At 59.7% G+C, this 17371-nt stretch carries 18 protein-coding genes; 8 read left to right on the top strand and 10 right to left on the bottom strand.

The genetic code is table 11. The features are described 5' to 3' along the window. Positions 1-5: 5 nt before the first annotated feature. Positions 6-770, top strand: coding sequence for an ATP-binding cassette domain-containing protein (locus tag AAAK34_RS07395; RefSeq protein ID WP_231693377.1), 765 nt, complete (start codon positions 6-8; stop codon positions 768-770). Between the two features lie 983 nt (positions 771-1753). On the opposite strand, the gene AAAK34_RS07390 is transcribed toward AAAK34_RS07395, so the two are convergent. Together AAAK34_RS07390 and tilS are read right to left on the bottom strand one after the other, a co-directional pair. Then, complete coding sequence (locus tag AAAK34_RS07390; protein ID WP_231693378.1) at positions 1754-3028, bottom strand: aspartate kinase; 1275 nt, start codon at positions 3026-3028, stop codon at positions 1754-1756. Positions 3029-3110: 82 nt separating this feature from the next. Then, entirely contained in the window at positions 3111-4151 is a 1041-nt protein-coding gene (gene tilS, locus AAAK34_RS07385) for a tRNA lysidine(34) synthetase TilS (protein WP_231693379.1), read from the bottom strand. A 107-nt stretch (positions 4152-4258) separates the two neighbouring features. On the opposite strand from tilS, the gene AAAK34_RS07380 reads away from it, so the two are divergent. After that, positions 4259-4549, top strand: coding sequence for a DUF1232 domain-containing protein (locus tag AAAK34_RS07380; protein ID WP_231693380.1), 291 nt, complete (start codon positions 4259-4261; stop codon positions 4547-4549). Between the two features lie 62 nt (positions 4550-4611). On the opposite strand, the gene AAAK34_RS07375 is transcribed toward AAAK34_RS07380, so the two are convergent. From AAAK34_RS07375 to cysS, 3 genes are all read right to left on the bottom strand, one after another. After that, the gene (locus AAAK34_RS07375) at positions 4612-5586 is read right to left on the bottom strand and encodes an acetyl-CoA carboxylase carboxyltransferase subunit alpha (RefSeq protein WP_231693381.1); all 975 of its coding nucleotides are present in this window, start codon (positions 5584-5586) and stop codon (positions 4612-4614) included. Between the two features lie 100 nt (positions 5587-5686). Beyond that, a complete protein-coding gene (locus tag AAAK34_RS07370) occupies positions 5687-6328 on the bottom strand; it encodes a DNA-3-methyladenine glycosylase family protein (protein WP_431777898.1) in 642 nt (213 codons plus the stop codon). Between the two features lie 59 nt (positions 6329-6387). Beyond that, entirely contained in the window at positions 6388-7764 is a 1377-nt protein-coding gene (cysS, locus tag AAAK34_RS07365) for a cysteine--tRNA ligase (protein ID WP_231693383.1), read from the bottom strand. Positions 7765-7948: 184 nt separating this feature from the next. Between cysS and AAAK34_RS07360 the strand changes: the two genes are divergently transcribed. The 5 genes from AAAK34_RS07360 to AAAK34_RS07340 all read left to right on the top strand — a co-directional run bounded on the left by AAAK34_RS07360 (position 7949) and on the right by AAAK34_RS07340 (position 11522). Further along, the gene (locus AAAK34_RS07360; protein WP_231693384.1) at positions 7949-8491 is read left to right on the top strand and encodes a tetratricopeptide repeat protein; all 543 of its coding nucleotides are present in this window, start codon (positions 7949-7951) and stop codon (positions 8489-8491) included. Between the two features lie 121 nt (positions 8492-8612). Continuing rightward, entirely contained in the window at positions 8613-9293 is a 681-nt protein-coding gene (locus AAAK34_RS07355; protein ID WP_231693385.1) for a peptidylprolyl isomerase, read from the top strand. 26 nt (positions 9294-9319) lie between these two features. After that, complete coding sequence (locus AAAK34_RS07350) at positions 9320-9826, top strand: peptidylprolyl isomerase (protein WP_231693386.1); 507 nt, start codon at positions 9320-9322, stop codon at positions 9824-9826. A 94-nt stretch (positions 9827-9920) separates the two neighbouring features. Next, a complete protein-coding gene (locus AAAK34_RS07345; RefSeq protein WP_231693387.1) occupies positions 9921-10676 on the top strand; it encodes a UDP-2,3-diacylglucosamine diphosphatase in 756 nt (251 codons plus the stop codon). A gap of 9 nt (positions 10677-10685) precedes the next feature. Further along, complete coding sequence (locus tag AAAK34_RS07340; RefSeq protein WP_231693388.1) at positions 10686-11522, top strand: M90 family metallopeptidase; 837 nt, start codon at positions 10686-10688, stop codon at positions 11520-11522. Positions 11523-11635: 113 nt separating this feature from the next. On the opposite strand, the gene AAAK34_RS07335 is transcribed toward AAAK34_RS07340, so the two are convergent. The 5 genes from AAAK34_RS07335 to AAAK34_RS07315 form a co-directional block, all read right to left on the bottom strand. Continuing rightward, positions 11636-12544 carry an aspartyl/asparaginyl beta-hydroxylase domain-containing protein gene (locus AAAK34_RS07335; protein WP_431777897.1) on the bottom strand — a complete coding sequence of 303 codons (909 nt, stop codon included), beginning with the start codon at positions 12542-12544 and terminating at the stop codon, positions 11636-11638. Positions 12545-12621: 77 nt separating this feature from the next. Next, positions 12622-13632: a cation diffusion facilitator family transporter gene (locus AAAK34_RS07330; RefSeq protein WP_231693389.1), complete on the bottom strand. Its 1011-nt coding sequence runs from the start codon at positions 13630-13632 to the stop codon at positions 12622-12624. Positions 13633-13640: 8 nt separating this feature from the next. Next, entirely contained in the window at positions 13641-14294 is a 654-nt protein-coding gene (locus AAAK34_RS07325) for a DsbA family oxidoreductase (protein ID WP_231693390.1), read from the bottom strand. 68 nt (positions 14295-14362) lie between these two features. Continuing rightward, positions 14363-15250, bottom strand: coding sequence for an alpha/beta fold hydrolase (locus AAAK34_RS07320; protein ID WP_431777896.1), 888 nt, complete (start codon positions 15248-15250; stop codon positions 14363-14365). A gap of 26 nt (positions 15251-15276) precedes the next feature. Further along, complete coding sequence (locus AAAK34_RS07315; RefSeq protein ID WP_231693790.1) at positions 15277-15702, bottom strand: RNA-binding S4 domain-containing protein; 426 nt, start codon at positions 15700-15702, stop codon at positions 15277-15279. A gap of 108 nt (positions 15703-15810) precedes the next feature. Between AAAK34_RS07315 and AAAK34_RS07310 the strand changes: the two genes are divergently transcribed. Then, positions 15811-17319, top strand: a complete 1509-nt coding sequence (locus AAAK34_RS07310; RefSeq protein WP_431777895.1) for a sigma-54 interaction domain-containing protein — start codon at positions 15811-15813, stop codon at positions 17317-17319. The last annotated feature ends 52 nt before the right edge of the window (positions 17320-17371 follow it).

Here is a 17371-nt window from a genome sequence, read left to right as displayed (position 1 = left end):
CACCCATGACCGCTCCCACTCCCCTACTCTCGCTGCGCGGTATCGGCAAGAGCTACGGCGCGGTCGTGGCCGTGCGTGAGGTTGACCTCGACATTTATCCGGGTGAGGTGGTCGCTCTTTGCGGTGACAACGGGGCCGGCAAATCCAGTCTGATCAAGGTCATTTCTGGCGCTGAAGAAGCCACGTCAGGCTCCATGAGCTTGCGCGGGCAGGCTGTCAGCTTCAGGTCTCCGCATGACGCGCTGGAACAAGGTGTGGCCACGATCTACCAGGATCTCGCACTCGCCCCGCGCCTGTCTATCGCAGCCAATGTGTTCATGGGCTCGGAGTTGACCAAGCCCTTCGGCTTGCCTTTTCTGCGCGTTCTGGACAAAGCCAAGATGATCTCCGAGTCGCAGCGCTACTTGTCCGGCTTGTCGGCAGGTGTGACCGACATGACGCGCCCGGTAGAACGGTTCTCTGGTGGGCAACGCCAAGCCGTGGCCATTGCGCGCGCCCTGCGCTGGAACGCCGAAATCATCATTATGGATGAGCCCACGGCAGCACTGGGCGTGAAGGAAACTGCACTGGTTTTGGACCTTATCCGCAAACTAAAGGCAGATGGTCGCACCGTGCTGCTTATTAGCCACAACATGCGCGACGTGGTGGCGTTGGCCGACCGCGTGGTGATCATGGGTGCAGGTCGCAAGTTTGTCGACCGGCCGCTGGGCGATCTGACGGCGGATGATTTGACGCACCTCATCATGGTTGGCAACACACAGGCCGCTTAACCCAGTCCTACCCTGATGGGCAATATGTAGGCGGTGTGTACTACGTTTGGCCCACAGCCGGCATCTGGGCTGCCTGATCGTGCATTGCAGCGCAAAAGGGCGCGGGTAAACGCGCTGGCGTATCGGCAAGTCACCCATTTAGCATCACCTTGGCGAGTGCGCTCGCTCAGAAGGTGTGAATGAATCCTCCGTGCTCGAAAGGGCCATCAAAAGCCGCCCAATCAAGGCGCAAAGTGCAGGCATAGCTCGGGCTATGGCGTGCATTTTCGCGGCCAGCTTAGGCAACGCGCAGCGGGCGGCTTTTGGCGGTCAACTAAAAGCGAGCGTGTGCAGACCGTCCGGCGCTGAAAATTCACTCGTCTGGCTACCCGAGGCCACGTCAATTACGCGGATAGTCCGTGGATCACTGGTATTTGAGATCACGTACAACCGGTTGGTCGTCGGATGGAAATCGCCATGGTGGCCGGACGGGACGTCGCTGTGCACCAAGCTGGACGCACCGGTGACCGTATTGATTGTGTACAAGCTACCACTCATGAGTACATACAGCACATCTCCGTTATCGAAAGCGAGTGTATGACCGCCAGTGCTGAGGCCGGATTCACCGATAGGTGCCGAATAAACGCCGGTGGCCTCGCTCCATGAGATCAGGTCATCGGTACTAGCTTCGAGCCAACTGTAGAGCTCGCCGCTTTGATGGATTTCGATTGCGCAAACATGGAGATGAAGATGGACAACCTGTAATGACCAATGCGCCAGTTGCTATACAAGCACTTCACGCTAGACATGCCTCCTACTTTTCGCGAAAGCAGCTGAACTTGAAGGCAGAAATGAAAAACGGGCCGATCAGGCCCGTTTTTCGTGAATGCCAAAGGCGAGAGGGATTCAAACTCTCGATGAGGATCTGCGCCCCACTCCACTCATATCGTGGAGTGAATGCATCAGGCCACCCGCCCTCTCTCAGAGCAGTACCAGACTGCTGATCACGCCTTTTTCGGCTCCTGATCGAGATCGAATGCGCGATGCAGTGCGCGCACTGCCAATTCCATGTACTTTTCGTCGATGACGACGGAAGTTTTGATCTCTGAGGTGGAGATCATCTGGATATTAATGCCCTCTTCGCTCAAGGCGCGGAACATCTTGGCAGCCACGCCCACATGGCTGCGCATGCCAATACCTACGATGCTGACCTTGCAGATGCGGGGATCACCCTCGACCTCGGCAGCGCCCAGCTCGGGCAGCACTTTTTCCTTCAGCAGGTCCAGGGTGCGAGCATAGTCTGCATGGTTGACGGTGAAGCTGAAATCCGTCTTGCCGTCTTTGCTGACGTTCTGGATGATGACATCTATCTCGATGTTGGCATCGGCCACTGCACCGAGGATCTGATAGGCAATGCCTGGGCGGTCGGGCACGCCGAGCACGGAGATTTTGGATTCGTCGCGGTTGAACGCAATGCCGGATACGACTGCGTGTTCCATTTTTTCGTCTTCCTCGAAAGTGATCAGGGTGCCGGACTTGGCTTCTTCAGCGAGATCGATGTCCCAGGGCGTGAAACTGGAGAGCACGCGAACGGGTACTTTGTACTTGCCTGCGAATTCGACGGAGCGGATTTGCAGAACCTTGCTCCCCAAGCTGGCCATTTCAAGCATTTCCTCAAAACTGAGGGTTTGCAGGCGGCGCGCTTCCGGCACAACGCGAGGGTCAGTGGTATAGACGCCGTCGACGTCGGTGAAGATCAGGGCTTCGTCGGCCTTTAGGGCTGCCGCCACGGCAACGGCGGAAGTGTCTGAACCACCACGACCCAAGGTGGTGATGTTTCCACCCTCGTCTACCCCCTGGAAGCCAGTGATGATGACGACCTTGCCTGCATCGAGGTCAGCCTGCACACGTTGGCCGTCGATACTGTCGATGCGGGCTTTGGTGTAGGCGCTGTTGGTTTTGATGGGCACTTGCCAGCCGGCGTAACTGACTGAAGGCACACCTTCTGCCTGCAGCGCGATGGCCAGCAAGGCAGAAGACGCCTGCTCTCCGGTGGCGGCCAGCATGTCCATCTCACGGCGATAGGCCAATGTGTGCTTGGTTGGCGCCAATTCCTTGGCCAAGCCCAGCAAACGGTTGGTCTCGCCACTCATGGCGCTGGGCACCACCACCATCTGGTGGCCAGCGCGAGCCCATTTGGCCACACGCTTGGCGACGCTGCGGATGCGCTCGGTGGAGCCCATTGAAGTGCCGCCGTATTTATGAACGATCAATGCCATGGCAGGATAAAAGGTAACCGGCGCTCAATGGCGCACGGAGGAAAATAAGGCTCGGCTTGCGCCGGAAAACCCAGCATTTTAGCTATTCCGAAAGGCCACTGGGTGCGGCAGGCCCATTGGCGCCTCTGTGCACGGTGTGCGGGTACCAGGCAATGCAGTCCCCTTCGCGATGAATAAATCCTGACCCCGCCTTCAGGTGCATGCGGTGTCCACGCGTGGTGCATGCCGCCATTTGGTCCAGCAGTTCGTTCAACTGAGCGCTGCTGGGGGTCACGGCGTGCGCGGCCCATAGCCAATGACGCAGCAGGTTCGCCTGGCGTGCTCGCGAAAAGGTTTGCACCACACGAATGCGCGGAGGTGAACCGGCGGTGAACAGGTCCTGGGCGGCCACTTCGTCGAGCACCTGCTGCGCCTGGGCAGCATGCGCAGCGCTACGCGCGAACGTCGTGCGAAACTGGGGAAACGCCGCCTCGATGACTGGAAGCAAACGAGCTCGAATCCGGTTGCGGGTGTATTGCTCGCTGGCGTTGGTGGGGTCTTCGACCCAGCTCTGTCCGCGAATTTTGAGCCAGGTTCGAATGGCAGCGCCGGGCACCTCCAGCAACGGGCGCGCGTAGGCGATGGCGCCACGGCTCCACGATGCCGGCATGGCCGACAAGCCGCGCAGGCCTGCGCCGCGAGAGAGCGCCAGCAAGATGGTTTCCACTTGATCGTCTGCATGCTGCGCGACGAGCACTGTACGGGTAGCGGCAGCCTCGCCGTCGCTGCTGGTTAGTGCGTCGAACGCTTCGTAGCGGAAATCACGCGCTACGGCCTCTGGACTTTGACCGGCGGCATGGCGTGCGTCGACTCGCCGCACATGCAGCGGTACTTCCAGGAGTGCGCACACGGCAGCACAATGGCGCTCAAAATCGTCGGCGGCGTCCTGCAAGCCGTGGTGCACATGCATGGCCTCCACCTGCCCGGGCCAGCGCTCCGCCGAGGCCAACAAGAGTGCGGTCGAGTCAGCCCCACCCGAGAGGGCGACGGCCACGGGCAGCGCGGGCTGAGTGGCGGCAAAACGATCCATGGCGTCATCCACCGCTCGGGCGGCGGCGTGGTCGGCTGGGGTGAATGCAGACATGGAAAAGTATCTCTGGTTACAGAGTGGCTCTGTTTTACACTTGTCATCCGGCAACCTGGACCCACGTTATAAGACGGCGTGCCAATGGGTGGCTCGGGAGACTCGCTATGTGGAAGCTCGGAAAGATCATTGCCATGTTCCGCAAGGAGCTCCTTCTGGTGTGGGCCATGCTGCGCGATGCACGAACCCCCACGGCCGCGAAGCTGACTGCCGTGCTGGCCATTCTGTACGTCATTAGCCCGGTGGATGTGGTCTCGGACTTCATCCCGATTCTAGGCTGGCTGGACGACGGCCTGATAGCCTACCTGTTGCTGCAGGCCGCCTTCAAGTTGCTGCCTTCCGATCTGCACACAGCCTTGCGCTCAAAAATTGAAACTCGGGCCAGGCCGACTTATTGACCCGGATCCGGGGGCTGGAACGCTGGGGCTGGATCAAGGACTTGGCCTTGCCCCGCAATCTGCTATCGATCGGCCTTTGTATCGGTAAACCTGCCGTAACTTTGGAGGCGCTCGTAGCGGCGATCCACCAGTTCCTTCGGTTTCAGGTCGCTCAACTGGCGCCAGGCATCGCCCAGCGCACGCTTGAGAAATGCGGACATTTGCCGATGGTCGCGGTGAGCACCACCGACTGGCTCGCTCACAATTTTGTCTACCAGGCCCAACGCTTTCAGGCGGTGTGCCGTAATACCCAGGGCCGCGGCGGCTTCTTCTGCCTTGTCGCTGGTTTTCCAGAGGATAGAGGCGCAACCCTCGGGGCTGATGACCGAGTAGATCGAATACTGCAGCATGAGCACCTGGTCGGCCACCGCAAGCGCCAAGGCTCCACCTGAGCCGCCTTCACCAATGATGGTGGAGATGATCGGCACTTCGAGTTGCGCCATCTCGTAGATGTTGCGGCCAATGGCCTCGGACTGGCCACGCTCCTCGGCGTCAAGCCCAGGGAACGCACCCGGCGTGTCGACGAATGTGAACACGGGCAGCTTGAATTTTTCGGCCGTTTTCATCAGCCGTAGAGCTTTTCGGTAGCCCTCGGGCCGAGTCATGCCGAAATTGCGTAGCGTGCGCTCGCGAGTGTCACGGCCTTTCTGGTGGCCCAGTACCATGCAGGCGTTGCCGTTGAACCGAGCCAAGCCACCTACGATACTTTGGTCGTCAGCAAAATGCCGATCACCATGGAGCTCGACGAAGTCGGTGAAGATGCCCTGAACATAGTCAAGCGTGTAAGGCCGCTCCGGGTGGCGCGCGATCTTCGTGATCTGCCAGGGGCTCAGATCGGAATAGATGTCCTTGGTGAGCTGCAAACTCTTCTTGTCGAGTTGCTCAATTTCCTCAGAGATATCAACTGCGCTTTCCGTTTGAACATAGCGCAATTCCTCAATTTTGTTTTCCAGTTCGGCAATCGGCTGCTCGAAATCAAGAAATGTCTTCTTGGCCAAAATTTTTTCTCCTGCTGCCTGAAGCGGCTGCAATGTTACCGGATGAGACCGCTACACCCGGTTATTCAGGATCAAGTCTTTGCGGACTTTTTTCCAGACCTCAGTAAGCCACGGGAATGGGCTCCAGCGAGCGCCACATATACCAGGTGGCCACGCTGCGCCAGGGTTGCCAGGCGGCGCCCACTTCGCGGGCATCGCTGCGGCTGACGGGCTCGCCTGAAAAGTAGTTCTGGCTGATGCCCTTGATGAGGCCAGCGTCATCCAAGGGCAATACGTCCGGCCGCATAAGATGAAAAATGAGAAACATCTCTGCGGTCCAGCGGCCTATGCCCCGAATGGCCACCAGTTCGGCAATGATGGCTTCGTCTTCCATCTCGTCCCACTGGTTTACATGGATCTGCTTGCTGCTGAAATGTAGCGCCAGATCAACCAGGTATTCTACTTTCCGGGCCGAAAGTCCCGCCGAACGCATGTCATCTACCTTGAGTTTGAGCACGCTCGCGGGCGTCATGCGCCTGGGGAGCGCTTCAAAGCGGTTCCAGACCGACTGAGCCGCCTTGACCGAAATCTGCTGCCCCACGATGCTGCGCGCCAAGGTCACAAAGGCGTCGCCGCGCGATTGCAGACATGCGTTGCCAAACTGCGGGATCAGCCGCTTCATCACCCTGTCGCGTTTGGCCAGATGCTCGCAAGCTTCCGCCCAGTATGTAGGCGTGCTGAGTTGTACTTCTTCTTTTTTCACCTTTCACACCTTTCACCCCCATGTCGGACTCAGGTACAAAACGCTTCTTGTTCGCACAATCACGGCGCTGCCTCCCAGGTGGTGCCTGAAGGTGAATCCTTCAGGACAATTCCGGCGGCGAGCAGTTCGTCGCGAATGCGGTCAGCGGCAGCGAAATCCCGGGCTTTCTTGGCCGCGGCGCGGGCTTCGATGCGAGCCGCAATTTCGGCTTCGGCCAGCCCTGCGCCACTGCGCAAGTAAGTCTTTGGGTCTGTTTGTAGCAAGCCCAGGCAAGCCGCCAGCGCCTTGAGCAAACCAGCGTCTGCGGGCGATTTGCCGCGATTGACTTCTCCCGCCAGATCGAACAGCGTGGCCACAGCCTCCGGTGTGCCAAAGTCTTCGTCCATGGCTGCCTTGAAGCGGGCCGCGTAAGGGTTGGACCAATCGATGCTCACTTCTGCTGGCGACACGGCGTCCAGGGCGGTATAAAGGCGCCGGAGCGCCGAGCGCGCATCTTGCAGGTGCGTGTCGCTGTAGTTGAGGGGACTGCGGTAATGGCTGCGCACGATGAAAAAGCGAATCGTTTCAGCGTCGAACTGCTCCAGCACCTCGCGAATGGTGAAGAAGTTGCCCAGGCTCTTGGACATCTTCTCGTTGTCGATGTTCACAAAGCCGTTGTGCATCCAAAGGCGCGCCAGCGGCACTCCGTTGGCGCCTTCGCTCTGGGCAATTTCGTTCTCATGGTGGGGGAACTGCAAGTCTGCCCCGCCGCCGTGGATGTCGAATGTTTCACCAAGCAGTGCGCAGCTCATGGCCGAGCACTCAATGTGCCAGCCGGGCCGGCCAAGGCCGTAGGGGCTTTCCCACTTGGCGCCTTCGGGTTCGCTGGGCTTGGCGGACTTCCACAGCACGAAATCAAGCGGATCGCGCTTGTCGCCGTCTACGGCCACACGCTCGCCAGCCTGAAGTTCGTCGAGTGATTTACCGGACAACTTGCCGTAACCACTGAACTTTCGAACCGCGTAGTTCACGTCGCCGCTGTCTGTGGCGTAGGCCAGCCCCTTGTCCTGGAGCTTTTTCACCAGATCGAGCATTTGCGGCACGTAGTCGGTGGCGCGGGGGTCGTGCGTGGGGCGTTCCACGCCCAGCGCGTCAAAATCGCGGTACATCTCACCGATCATGCGGTCGGTGAGATCACGAATGGTTTCACCATTTTCCAGCGCACGCCGGATGATCTTGTCTTCAATGTCGGTGATGTTGCGCACGAACGTCACGCGCAGGCCCGAAGCCTGGAGCCAGCGACGCGCCACATCGAATGCCACGGCAGAGCGCGCGTGGCCGATGTGACAGAGGTCGTACACCGTCATGCCGCATACATACATGCGGACATGGCCGGGTTCGATCGGCGAAAAGCTTTGCAACCCACGCGAAAGCGTGTTGTAAATCTTCAAAGTCATGGGAAATGCGTTTAGGGCGGGGGCAGCGATACGTGATCCGAGTCGTGATCGAAATGCCAGACTTGCCACAAGCTGCCGCACCCAGGGTCTTCAAGGCTGGGTTAAGCCGCATGGATACAATGCTTCGGAGTATACGGCGCGGTCGGGGTGCGTAAAAGCTCTCTGCCGCTCTTTTCCGACCAAGATGACTTCTCGGCAGCCACACCTTTCACTTACACGCTCGCTCCTCGCGCTGGCACGCACGGCTTTGCTTGCGGGCCTGGGCATTTGGGCTTCGCAAGCCTGGGCCAACGATTACGCGGAGGTCCAGCGCCTGCTGAATGCCGGCCAAGCCACCGAAGCGCTGGCGCTCGCGGATCGATACATCTCCAGCAACCCGCGTGACCCGCAGATGCGCTTTATCAAAAGCCAAGTTCTGCAAAGAAGCGGGCAAGCCAGTGAAGCAGAAGCCATTCTGACCCAGCTGACCCAGGATTACCCAGAACTGGCCGAGCCCTGGAACAACCTGGCAGTAATTTTTGCCGGCAAGGGTGAGCTAGACAAGGCCCGCGAGGCCCTGGAAATAGCCATCAGACAGAATCCCCGCTATGCCACAGCGCTTGAAAACCTGGGCGACGTGCAGGTCAGATTGGCCGCGAGGTCTTACGAGCGCGCGCGCTCTCAGGGAGGCGACACTCCACGCCTGACCCCGAAAATCGACGCCCTGCGCTCATTGAGTGGTAATTAAGCTCAGCGCATCTTCTGGCTGCAGTTTCCCCGGAACTTGCAGCCGCGCCGAAGAACCAACTTAGCCGGGATTACCCTCGCCCATATATTTTTTTGCTGTTTTTTTTGTCAGGAGTCCGCACATGTTGATTTCCAGAAGGCGCGCTGCCGCGATGGCCGCAGCAGTGGCCACCACCCTTTCGCTGGCCGCTCAACCCGTACTCGCGGCAGACGCGCCTCGCGTGAAATTTGTCACCTCAGAGGGCGAATTCGTGATGGAGGTCTACCCCGACAAGGCCCCAAAGACGGTCGAGAACTTCCTTCAGTACGTCAAGGACAAGTTCTATGACGGCACCATTTTCCACCGTGTGATCCCGAGTTTCATGGTTCAGGGCGGCGGGTTCGATAAGGACTACAAGCAAAAACCCACACGCCCATCGGTCCCGCACGAAGGGCGCGAAGCCATCGCCAAAGGATTGCGTAACGCCGTGGGTACCGTGGCCATGGCTCGCACGGCTGATCCACACTCTGCTTCTTCGCAGTTTTTCATCAACGTGATTGACAATGCCCGCCTTGACCCGGTCATTATTCCGCCGGGCGATCCAGTGGCGAAGTTTGAATACCAGGGCCAAACGTACGAAAACGTGCCACGCAAGAACCTCGTGAACCACCCGCAGCTGTTTGGCTACACCGTATTCGGCAAGATTGTGAGCGGTATGGACACCGTGGAAAAGATCCGCAACACGCCTACAGGCGCGGGCGGCCCGTTCCCGACCGATGTGCCTCAGAAAATGGTGGTCATCGAGTCCGCAAGAATTCAGTAATCCATTGAAACGAAAAGAAAGAAGATATGTCCAATCCACAAGTTGAACTGCATATTGCCGGCCACGGCGTCATTACCCTCGAACTGGATCAAGCCAAGGCGCCGAAGTCGGTCGCCAACTTCCTTTCCTACGTAAACAGCGGTCATTACAACAATACCGTGTTTCACCGCGTCATTCCTGGTTTCATGGTTCAGGGTGGCGGGTTCGAGCCCGGCATGAAGCAAAAGCCCACACAGGCCCCCGTCACCAACGAGGCTGACAACGGCCTCAAGAACGACGAATACACCGTTGCCATGGCGCGCACCTCCGATCCTCACTCGGCTACCGCGCAGTTCTTCATTAACGTGGCCAAGAACGACTTCCTCAACTTCAAAGCCCCCACAGCGCAAGGCTGGGGCTACGCGGTGGTCGGCAAAGTCGTCAAGGGCCAAGACGTGGTCGACAAAATCAAGGCTGTTCCCACTGGCCGCCGTGGCATGCACGACGACGTGCCAAAGGACGACGTGGTGATCGAAAAAGCTGTTGCACTGTAAGAACGTGTTCACGATCTCCTCGCAATGAGATCGTAAACACGCTCTAAGAGAGTCTACGAGTCTGAACGACATCTTGCTGCCAAAGGCTTTCGAATTGAGCACACCGCCCGAGTGGCGCGTGCTCGATTTTTTATCCGATCTGCACCTTCAGGCTTCGGAACCCGCCACCCTGGAGGCGTTTTCCCGGTACCTGAGGCATACGCCAGCTGACGGCATCTTCATCCTCGGCGACCTCTTCGAGGTATGGGTAGGCGACGATGCTGCAGAGGCAGGCAGCTTTGAAGGTCATTGCGGCGAACTGCTCCGTGAGGCAGCCGCGCAGCGCCCGGTATTCTTTCTGCGAGGCAATCGGGATTTTCTCGTCGGCTCCGAATTCCTGAACACCACTGGCGTTCGAGACCTACCCGACCCGACCGTGTTCACTTTTACGGGTCAGCGCTGGCTGCTCTCCCACGGCGACGCACTGTGCGTGGACGACAAAGAGTATCAGCGCTTTCGTTCCCAGGTGCGCAGCGCAAACTGGCAGGAAGATTTCTTGGCACGCCCCCTCCCCGAGCGTCAAGCCATGGGGCGGGCGATGCGCGAGGCCAGCTCTGCTCGCCAGCATGAGTTGACCTACCACGCCGACGTGGACGCCGAGGCTGCCCGTGCCTGGCTGATGGAGGCCAATGCCACCACTCTGATCCATGGGCATACACACCGACCAGCCGATCATGTGCTAGGGACCGACGCACAAGGCCAAGCTTTGCGCCGCATCGTTCTCTCGGACTGGCACCTGGACGGCACTGCTCCGCGTGCCGAAGTTCTGCGCCTGCAAGCCAGTGGTTTGAGCCGTGTGCCTATCTCTTAGCAGTGGGTAATGCTTGAGTTTGTGCGTCGTCTTTGGCACTGGATCGAAGACTTGGGGGCTCCTGCGCCCATTCCTGACGCCCTGTGGCTGACCACACTGGCACGGTACCCGTTTCTGGCTCAGAAAGATGAGAAAGTCGGCGCGCGGTTGCGTCTGCTGGCGGCGCACTTCCTCAATCAGAAGGAATTTACGGGAGCGAATGGGCTAGAAGTCAGCGACGCGATGGCGGTAGCCATTGCAGCGCAGGCCTGCCTGCCCCTGCTGCACCTCGGCCCTCCACGCCGTCCTCAGGCCGCGCTGGCCTGGTACGATGATTTTGTCGGTATCGTTGTTCAGCCCCATGATGTGTATGCGCGCCGCGAAGTGATGGACGAAGCGGGGGTGGTGCATCGGTATAAAGAGCTGATAGCCGGTGAGGCCATGGATCGTGGCCCAGTCATGCTGAGCTGGCCAGCTGTAGAAGTTGCTGGCAGCCATGGCGGAATCGGTCATAGCGTGGTCATCCACGAATTCATTCACAAGATGGATATGAAAGGCGGCGACGCTGATGGTTGCCCGCCTTTGCCGCCTGGCTTCATGGGAACCCAAAGTGTGCGTGCAGCGAGAGCGGCATGGCTTGCTGTGCTGGTCCCGGCTTACCAGGCACTGCGCCAGCAAGTCTCGCTGGCTGAGCGTTTTGGCCAGCCCATGCCGTGGCTGGACGCGTATGGGGCTACGTCGCTAGTAGAGTTTTTTCCGGTGGCCTGCGAAGCTTACTTTGTTCAGCGTGCGCGGTTTACTGAAGAGCGGCCGGAACTGACTACGTTGTTCGATGCGCTGTTTGATCCGCGAGGGGTGGCGAGATAAGGAACGAACTGGGGCAACCCAAGGCTACAAGCCCAACGTCTGCATCTATTGATAGGCCGCATGCCGAGCGGGAGCTCGGCGGTCCCAGAGGGGAGTCCAACGCGCGCTCGCGCTCACCACCAGATGAACAAGGCTACCAGGCCGACCAGCAACCCGACCTTGGTGAGCTTGTAGACCGTGGGATTCCAGTTTTTGAATGCACGGCGCGCCTTGCCTGCGTAGAACGAGATGCGGAATAGCTTGCTGATCAAGCCGGTGGGGTCGCCTTCGCTGTTGGGTGAGCTGGCGGCGGCAACGACGTTGCGTCCAAACCAGTGGTTCAGCCACTGCGCAAAGCGGAATTTCATGGGCCGCTCGACATCGCAAAACAGCACAATGCGGTTCTTGCCACTCTGGTTTTCAGCGTAGTGAATGTAGGTTTCGTCAAAGACCACACCTTCACCTTCATGCCACACGTAGCGCTCGCCGTCCACGTCGATGAAGCAGCGCTCGTCCCCCGGGGCAACCAGCCCCAGGTGGTAGCGCAAAGAGCCCGCGTACGGGTCACGGTGCTTGCCCAGGCGCGCTCCATGCGGCAGCTCTGCAAACATGGCGGCCTTGATGCTCGGCAGCCCTGAAAGCAAGGCTGTTGTGCGCGGACACAGCTCGGCAGCCGAGGGGTGCGCCTGACCGTACCACTTCAAATAGAAACGCTTCCAGCCCGTTTTGAAGAAGGAGTTGAAGCCAGCGTCGTCCATGTTGGCGGCTGCCTTTATGCGCTGCGCTTCTGCCAGAGCCAGCGCTTCCTCGCGGATCTCACGCCAATGGGCCTGCAATACTGCCAGATCAGGAAACTGCTCTGGCGGCAGATAGGGTTGGCGGGGCACTCCGGAAAATGCGAGCATGAACACGTTGATCGGCGCCATGAAGGTCGAATGATCGAACATCTGGCGCGTAGCCTTCAAGCGTACCCTGCCCCGAAAGTGCATTATGGTCGCGGCGGCTGCGAACAACAGAACGATAAGAAAAATGGTGATTTTCATGAGCAGTATCGTGATGGCGTCGTGCACGCCGGTGCGGCAATATCGGAACCTATGAAACCGATGGACGCCAATATTGGCTAATGCCCCATCCCGATTGGCTTGGAGATCGGTTTGGAATTAGCCTCATTTTGCCTCGGCCGGTGAACCTGGTGAACTGGCGCATGGTCAAGATCATCCCGCCGCCATGGATCGACGTGCGTCATCAAGTTCAGCACACGATGGCGCTGCAGCACTCTGCGCCTGGCCTCCACCGCTATGTCGTGGCCTGCTTCCACTGAAAGCGAAGCATCAACCTCCAGATGGGCATCCGCCAAGATCATATCGCCCATCTTGCGGGTCCGCACATCGTGCACGTCGCGCACACCCGGAGTATCCATGAGCGTGCGGCGGATGGCCTCGACCTCTTCTTCGTCTACACCACGGTCCATCAGGTCGTGCAGCGCATCCCAACCGAAGCGCCAACCCATGCGAACCACCATCAGGCCCACGACCAGTGCCGCAATCGGATCCAGCAGCGGGAAACCCGCCAAATTGCCAACGATTCCCAGCCCGACCACCAGCGATGAGGCGGCATCAGAGCGGGCATGCCACGCGTTTGCCACCAGCATGCTCGACTTCACGCGCTTGGCGACCGCCAGCATATAGCGAAACAGCAACTCCTTGCCCACCAGCGCGCCGAAAGCAACGTAAAGCGCGACCACATGCACGCGAGGCACCTCGCTCGGTGCCTGCAGTTTGACCACGGCTGACCACAGCATGCCCGCGCCCACTGAGAGCAACAACAGCCCCAGCACCAGTGACGCAGCGGTCTCGTAGCGATGGTGGCCGTAAGGATGATCTTCGTCAGCGTCTTTCTGGCTGTGGCGGTTGGCCACCAGCACCACAAAATCGGACAACAGGTCAGACAAGGTATGAATGCCGTCGGCAATCAAACCCTGCGACTTCGAGACCACGCCAATCGCGATCTGTGCGATTGTCAAGACAATGTTCACGCCCACACTGACCCAGGTGCTGCGCGCGGCCGCAGCGGCGCGTTCAGCCGGAGTGTGTCGGGGGTCTTCGTGATCCGGCTGATCTGTGAACAGCACGTTCTTACTCAACTCTCTGAGGCAATCTGGCGCAACGCCCTCTCAAAAACTTCCGGGGGCTGGCCGCCGGAGATCAGGTGTCGGTCATTGATGATCACGGCAGGCACTGAAGATATGCCCGCCTGCTGATAGGTGCGCTCGGCCACGCGCACCTCTGCGGCGTATTCGTCTCCCGCCAGAATAGCCTCGGCACGGGCAGCGTCGAGCCCGGCCGCTTGCACAGCCGCCAGCAAGACCGACTCTTGCTCCACCGCCTCACTGCGACCATGGTAGGCCTCCAGCAGCGCGCGCTTGAGTGCCAGTTGCTGATCTGGGCCCTCCAGGCCAGCCCAATGCAGCAACCGGTGCGCGTTAAAGGTGTTGTAGATGCGGCCACGGCCTGCGGGGTTGAACGTGAACCCTACGGCAGCGCCTCTCTCGCGAATGACTTCACGGTTGCGCTCAAACTGCTCGGGCGTGCCACCGTATTTGCGCGTCAGATGCTCGGTCACATCTTCGCCCCCAGGTGGCATGTCTGGGTTGAGCTCAAACGGCTGGAAGTGCAGCGTGGCCTGCACCGCATCGGCACTGCGGGAAAGCGCTTGCTGCAAGGAAGCCAAGCCCACGGCACACCAAGGGCAGGCAATGTCTGAAACAAAATCGATTTTCATGGGGGCGGGCATGGCTTAGCCTCTCGCAACAATATGAGAGGATTTTGCCCTCAAGTCTGCCGCGCCGCTTGCAATGCAGCTTATGACCCCGCCGGCCCAAGCGCTTGCAACAGTGCCTTGTTGAAAGCATCTGGAGCTTCATATTGCGCCCAGTGCCCTGCATTTTCGATGAGCGTCAGACCGCGAAAATCGGGCGCGTTAGTTGCAAATGCTGCTTCAAGCTCTTTCAGGCGCCCCCGATACAGAACGTCATGCGCGCCGTAAATGGCATGCACCGGGCACGTGATCTTGGGAAGACTTCGGGCCAGGATGTCGGTACGAGACAGGCGCCTTCGAGGCAAGCGGTCGCGCTGCACGTTTGCGATGTGCACCTCCAGCGCCAGCCCGTCGATCAGATGCTGGTCGTGCAGCATGAGCACGCCCAGGTTGTGTCGGTGAATCTCCGCCTGCTCTTGAGGAGTGCTCAGGTGACGCCAGGCCTTCAGCTCAAATTGTGACTCCGGCTCTACGCCCATAGCCGGCGCGCCTGCCAGCACCAGGCGCCGCGCAAGCAGTGGGTGCGCAGCAAGCAGCATGCCGGAGGTCATGCCGCCGAAAGAAAAGCCGACCAGATCAACCGGTTCGTCAGGGACCAATTGACGCAGCCCAGCGGCCAAAGGCTCGATCATGGCGTCGGCATCAGAGCCACCCAGCGGTGGTGCTGAGTCGCCAAAACCAGGCAAATCGGCCGCGAGCACCCAGCGACCGGCATCAACCAGCGGCAGTATGTTTTTTACCCAATGCGTCCACGAGCCGCTACCGCCGTGAAACAACACCAGCGGAGGCACACCCGGGCGCCTATTACCCCAGGCATGCCAGACCAACTCACCCGAACCGCAGGGCGTGACCATGCGCTGAACCTGAGCCAGGCGCGTGCGCTCTTGCAGCGCGAGCAGCGCGGGCACTTCTATTTCGACGATTTCAGACATTAAAGTTTCTGTTCCGTATTTGTTCGCTAATCATCCAGCGAGGCAGACCAGCGATCACCCCATCCACCGCGCTGCTGATCGAGCGCACGCCGGTCTCGCTTGGTGGGCCGACCCTGCACGATGGTGTGCGAGGGCTCAGGTGCGAGCCGCCTTTGCACTGCAGCGGCTGCACGAGCGGCCAGACTTTCTGCGGTTTCTTCGTAAAGCTGCTGCGCGACGGTGGCAGGCCCCCGCTGGTTGCTGAGCCCCTTGACGATGACGGTGCGCTCATCACGCCCCTGCCGCAGCCTCACCTCGTCGCCGAGTTTCACCTCACGAGCGGGCTTGGCCTCCAACGCATTGATGCGCACGCGACCATTGTCCAATTGCTCAACTGCAAGCGCCCGCGTTTTAAAGAAGCGCGCCGCCCAGAGCCATTTGTCGATCCGTTGCCGGTTAAGGATTTCTGCCATGACCGCCAATACTACCGCCAGCACAAGAAATCGCTCACAGAACTGATGCCGCCGAGCGAATCCTGGAAGTGCTCTCAGCACTCGCCGCAGAAGGTAGGATAAGGCCTGATGCCAACACCCGCGCCCCCACTACCGCCCATGCACGATTCCAGTTTGCCGCGCGATGCGGCCAGTATCCTGGAGTTGGCAGCGCGTTCGATGTTTGATCTGTTCGCGGGCGCCAGCGAAGGCATGCTGCTAGTCGACCGACATGCCCGAGTGGTATGGATCAACGACCAGTATCGCCGCTTTCTGCCTGCGCTAGGCTTCGCAAACGAAGAGGACTTCATCGGCAGCCCGGTCTCCAGCGTCATTGAAAACACGCAGATGGATCAGGTTCTCAGAACCGGCCGGCCGATTCTGATCGATCTCCTGGTCAACCGCGCAGGCACCTTCGTGGTTAGCCGGATTCCGTTGCGTGATGATGCTGGGGAAGTGATTGGAGCGCTGGGTATTGTGCTGTTCGACCAGGCGGCGACCAACTTGCAGCCACTGATGGCCAAGTTCGCCCGTCTGCAACAGGACTTGGACGACGCACGCCGTGAGCTGGCCGCACAAAGAGGCGCGGGCCCTCGGGCAGATCGGCAGTCTCGTTATACCTTTGCCAGCTTCATCGGTGCGAGCCCGGCTGCGGTAGAAGTCAAGCGTCAGGCGCGGCGGGCGGCCCAGTCGGGTAGCCCGGTGTTGCTTCTGGGTGAAACCGGCACAGGCAAAGAGTTGCTTGCACATGCCATCCATGCGACTTCAGTGCGGTCACAAGGGCCGCTGGTCAGCGTGAATATCGCCGCGGTTCCAGACACGTTGCTGGAGGCCGAGTTCTTCGGCGTTTCCGCCGGTGCCTACACCGGAGCGGAACGCAAAGGAAGGGTGGGCAAGTTCAAGCTGGCCGACGGAGGCACGCTGTTTCTGGACGAAATCGGTGATATGCCGCTTAGCCTACAGGCCAAGCTGCTGCGGGCGCTTCAAGAGGGGGAGATTGAGCCGCTGGGCAGCAACGAACTGGTGCCTTTCGATGCGCGGCTGATCGCCGCTACCAGCCGCGATCTGTCTGCACTGGTGGCTGCGGGCACGTTCCGAGAAGATCTTTACTACCGGCTGAATGTGCTGCCGATCCGGGTGCCCCCGCTACGCGAGCGGCGCAGCGACATTCCGGCTCTGGTAGATGCCTTGTGCGAGGACATGGGACACAGGGGCACGCCACCTCCCGAGTTAACCGGGAGTGCCCTGGCTTTGCTGGCTGCCCAGTCATGGAGGGGCAACATCCGGGAGCTGCGCAACGTGCTGGAGCAAGCCGCCTTGCGCAGTGATTCTGCCCGGCTGGACGCGCCCCTGATGGAAGCGGTGCTGCGGGAGTCCGGCCTGGCACATGTTCACCCAGCACTGCAACCCGAACCCGCACCGCCAGACGCCGGTGCGCTGCTGCGGCCCCTGGCCGAGCAGGTGGCTGAACTGGAGCAGCGGGCCATTGCTGCAGCCATGAAGTCTACGAACGGAAACAAGCTGGCTACGGCGAGGTTACTGGGTATTTCCCGGGCAAAGCTGTACGAGCGCCTCACAGGCAACCCGGGAGAACCCTGAATTAAATTCAGACAACTGTATGTTTTTCATACATATAAATTGTTTTATTTTC

The sequence above is a fragment of the Ottowia caeni genome (assembly GCF_050821495.1).
Classification (GTDB): Bacteria; Pseudomonadota; Gammaproteobacteria; order Burkholderiales; family Burkholderiaceae_C; genus Ottowia; species Ottowia caeni.
The sequence above is the reverse complement of the archived record's forward strand: the minus strand, read 5'-3'. Positions and strand labels throughout refer to the sequence as shown.

Coding starts and splice junctions, on each gene's coding strand:
- AAAK34_RS07395 (WP_231693377.1), top strand. CDS start 6: ATGACCGCTCCCACTCCCCTACTCTCGCTGCGCGGTATCGGCAAGAGC.
- AAAK34_RS07390 (WP_231693378.1), bottom strand. CDS start 3,028: ATGGCATTGATCGTTCATAAATACGGCGGCACTTCAATGGGCTCCACC.
- tilS (WP_231693379.1), bottom strand. CDS start 4,151: ATGTCTGCATTCACCCCAGCCGACCACGCCGCCGCCCGAGCGGTGGAT.
- AAAK34_RS07380 (WP_231693380.1), top strand. CDS start 4,259: ATGTGGAAGCTCGGAAAGATCATTGCCATGTTCCGCAAGGAGCTCCTT.
- cysS (WP_231693383.1), bottom strand. CDS start 7,764: ATGACTTTGAAGATTTACAACACGCTTTCGCGTGGGTTGCAAAGCTTT.
- AAAK34_RS07360 (WP_231693384.1), top strand. CDS start 7,949: ATGACTTCTCGGCAGCCACACCTTTCACTTACACGCTCGCTCCTCGCG.
- AAAK34_RS07355 (WP_231693385.1), top strand. CDS start 8,613: ATGTTGATTTCCAGAAGGCGCGCTGCCGCGATGGCCGCAGCAGTGGCC.
- AAAK34_RS07350 (WP_231693386.1), top strand. CDS start 9,320: ATGTCCAATCCACAAGTTGAACTGCATATTGCCGGCCACGGCGTCATT.
- AAAK34_RS07340 (WP_231693388.1), top strand. CDS start 10,686: ATGCTTGAGTTTGTGCGTCGTCTTTGGCACTGGATCGAAGACTTGGGG.
- AAAK34_RS07335 (WP_431777897.1), bottom strand. CDS start 12,544: ATGAAAATCACCATTTTTCTTATCGTTCTGTTGTTCGCAGCCGCCGCG.
- AAAK34_RS07325 (WP_231693390.1), bottom strand. CDS start 14,294: ATGCCCGCCCCCATGAAAATCGATTTTGTTTCAGACATTGCCTGCCCT.
- AAAK34_RS07320 (WP_431777896.1), bottom strand. CDS start 15,250: ATGTCTGAAATCGTCGAAATAGAAGTGCCCGCGCTGCTCGCGCTGCAA.
- AAAK34_RS07315 (WP_231693790.1), bottom strand. CDS start 15,702: ATGGCAGAAATCCTTAACCGGCAACGGATCGACAAATGGCTCTGGGCG.
- AAAK34_RS07310 (WP_431777895.1), top strand. CDS start 15,811: ATGCCAACACCCGCGCCCCCACTACCGCCCATGCACGATTCCAGTTTG.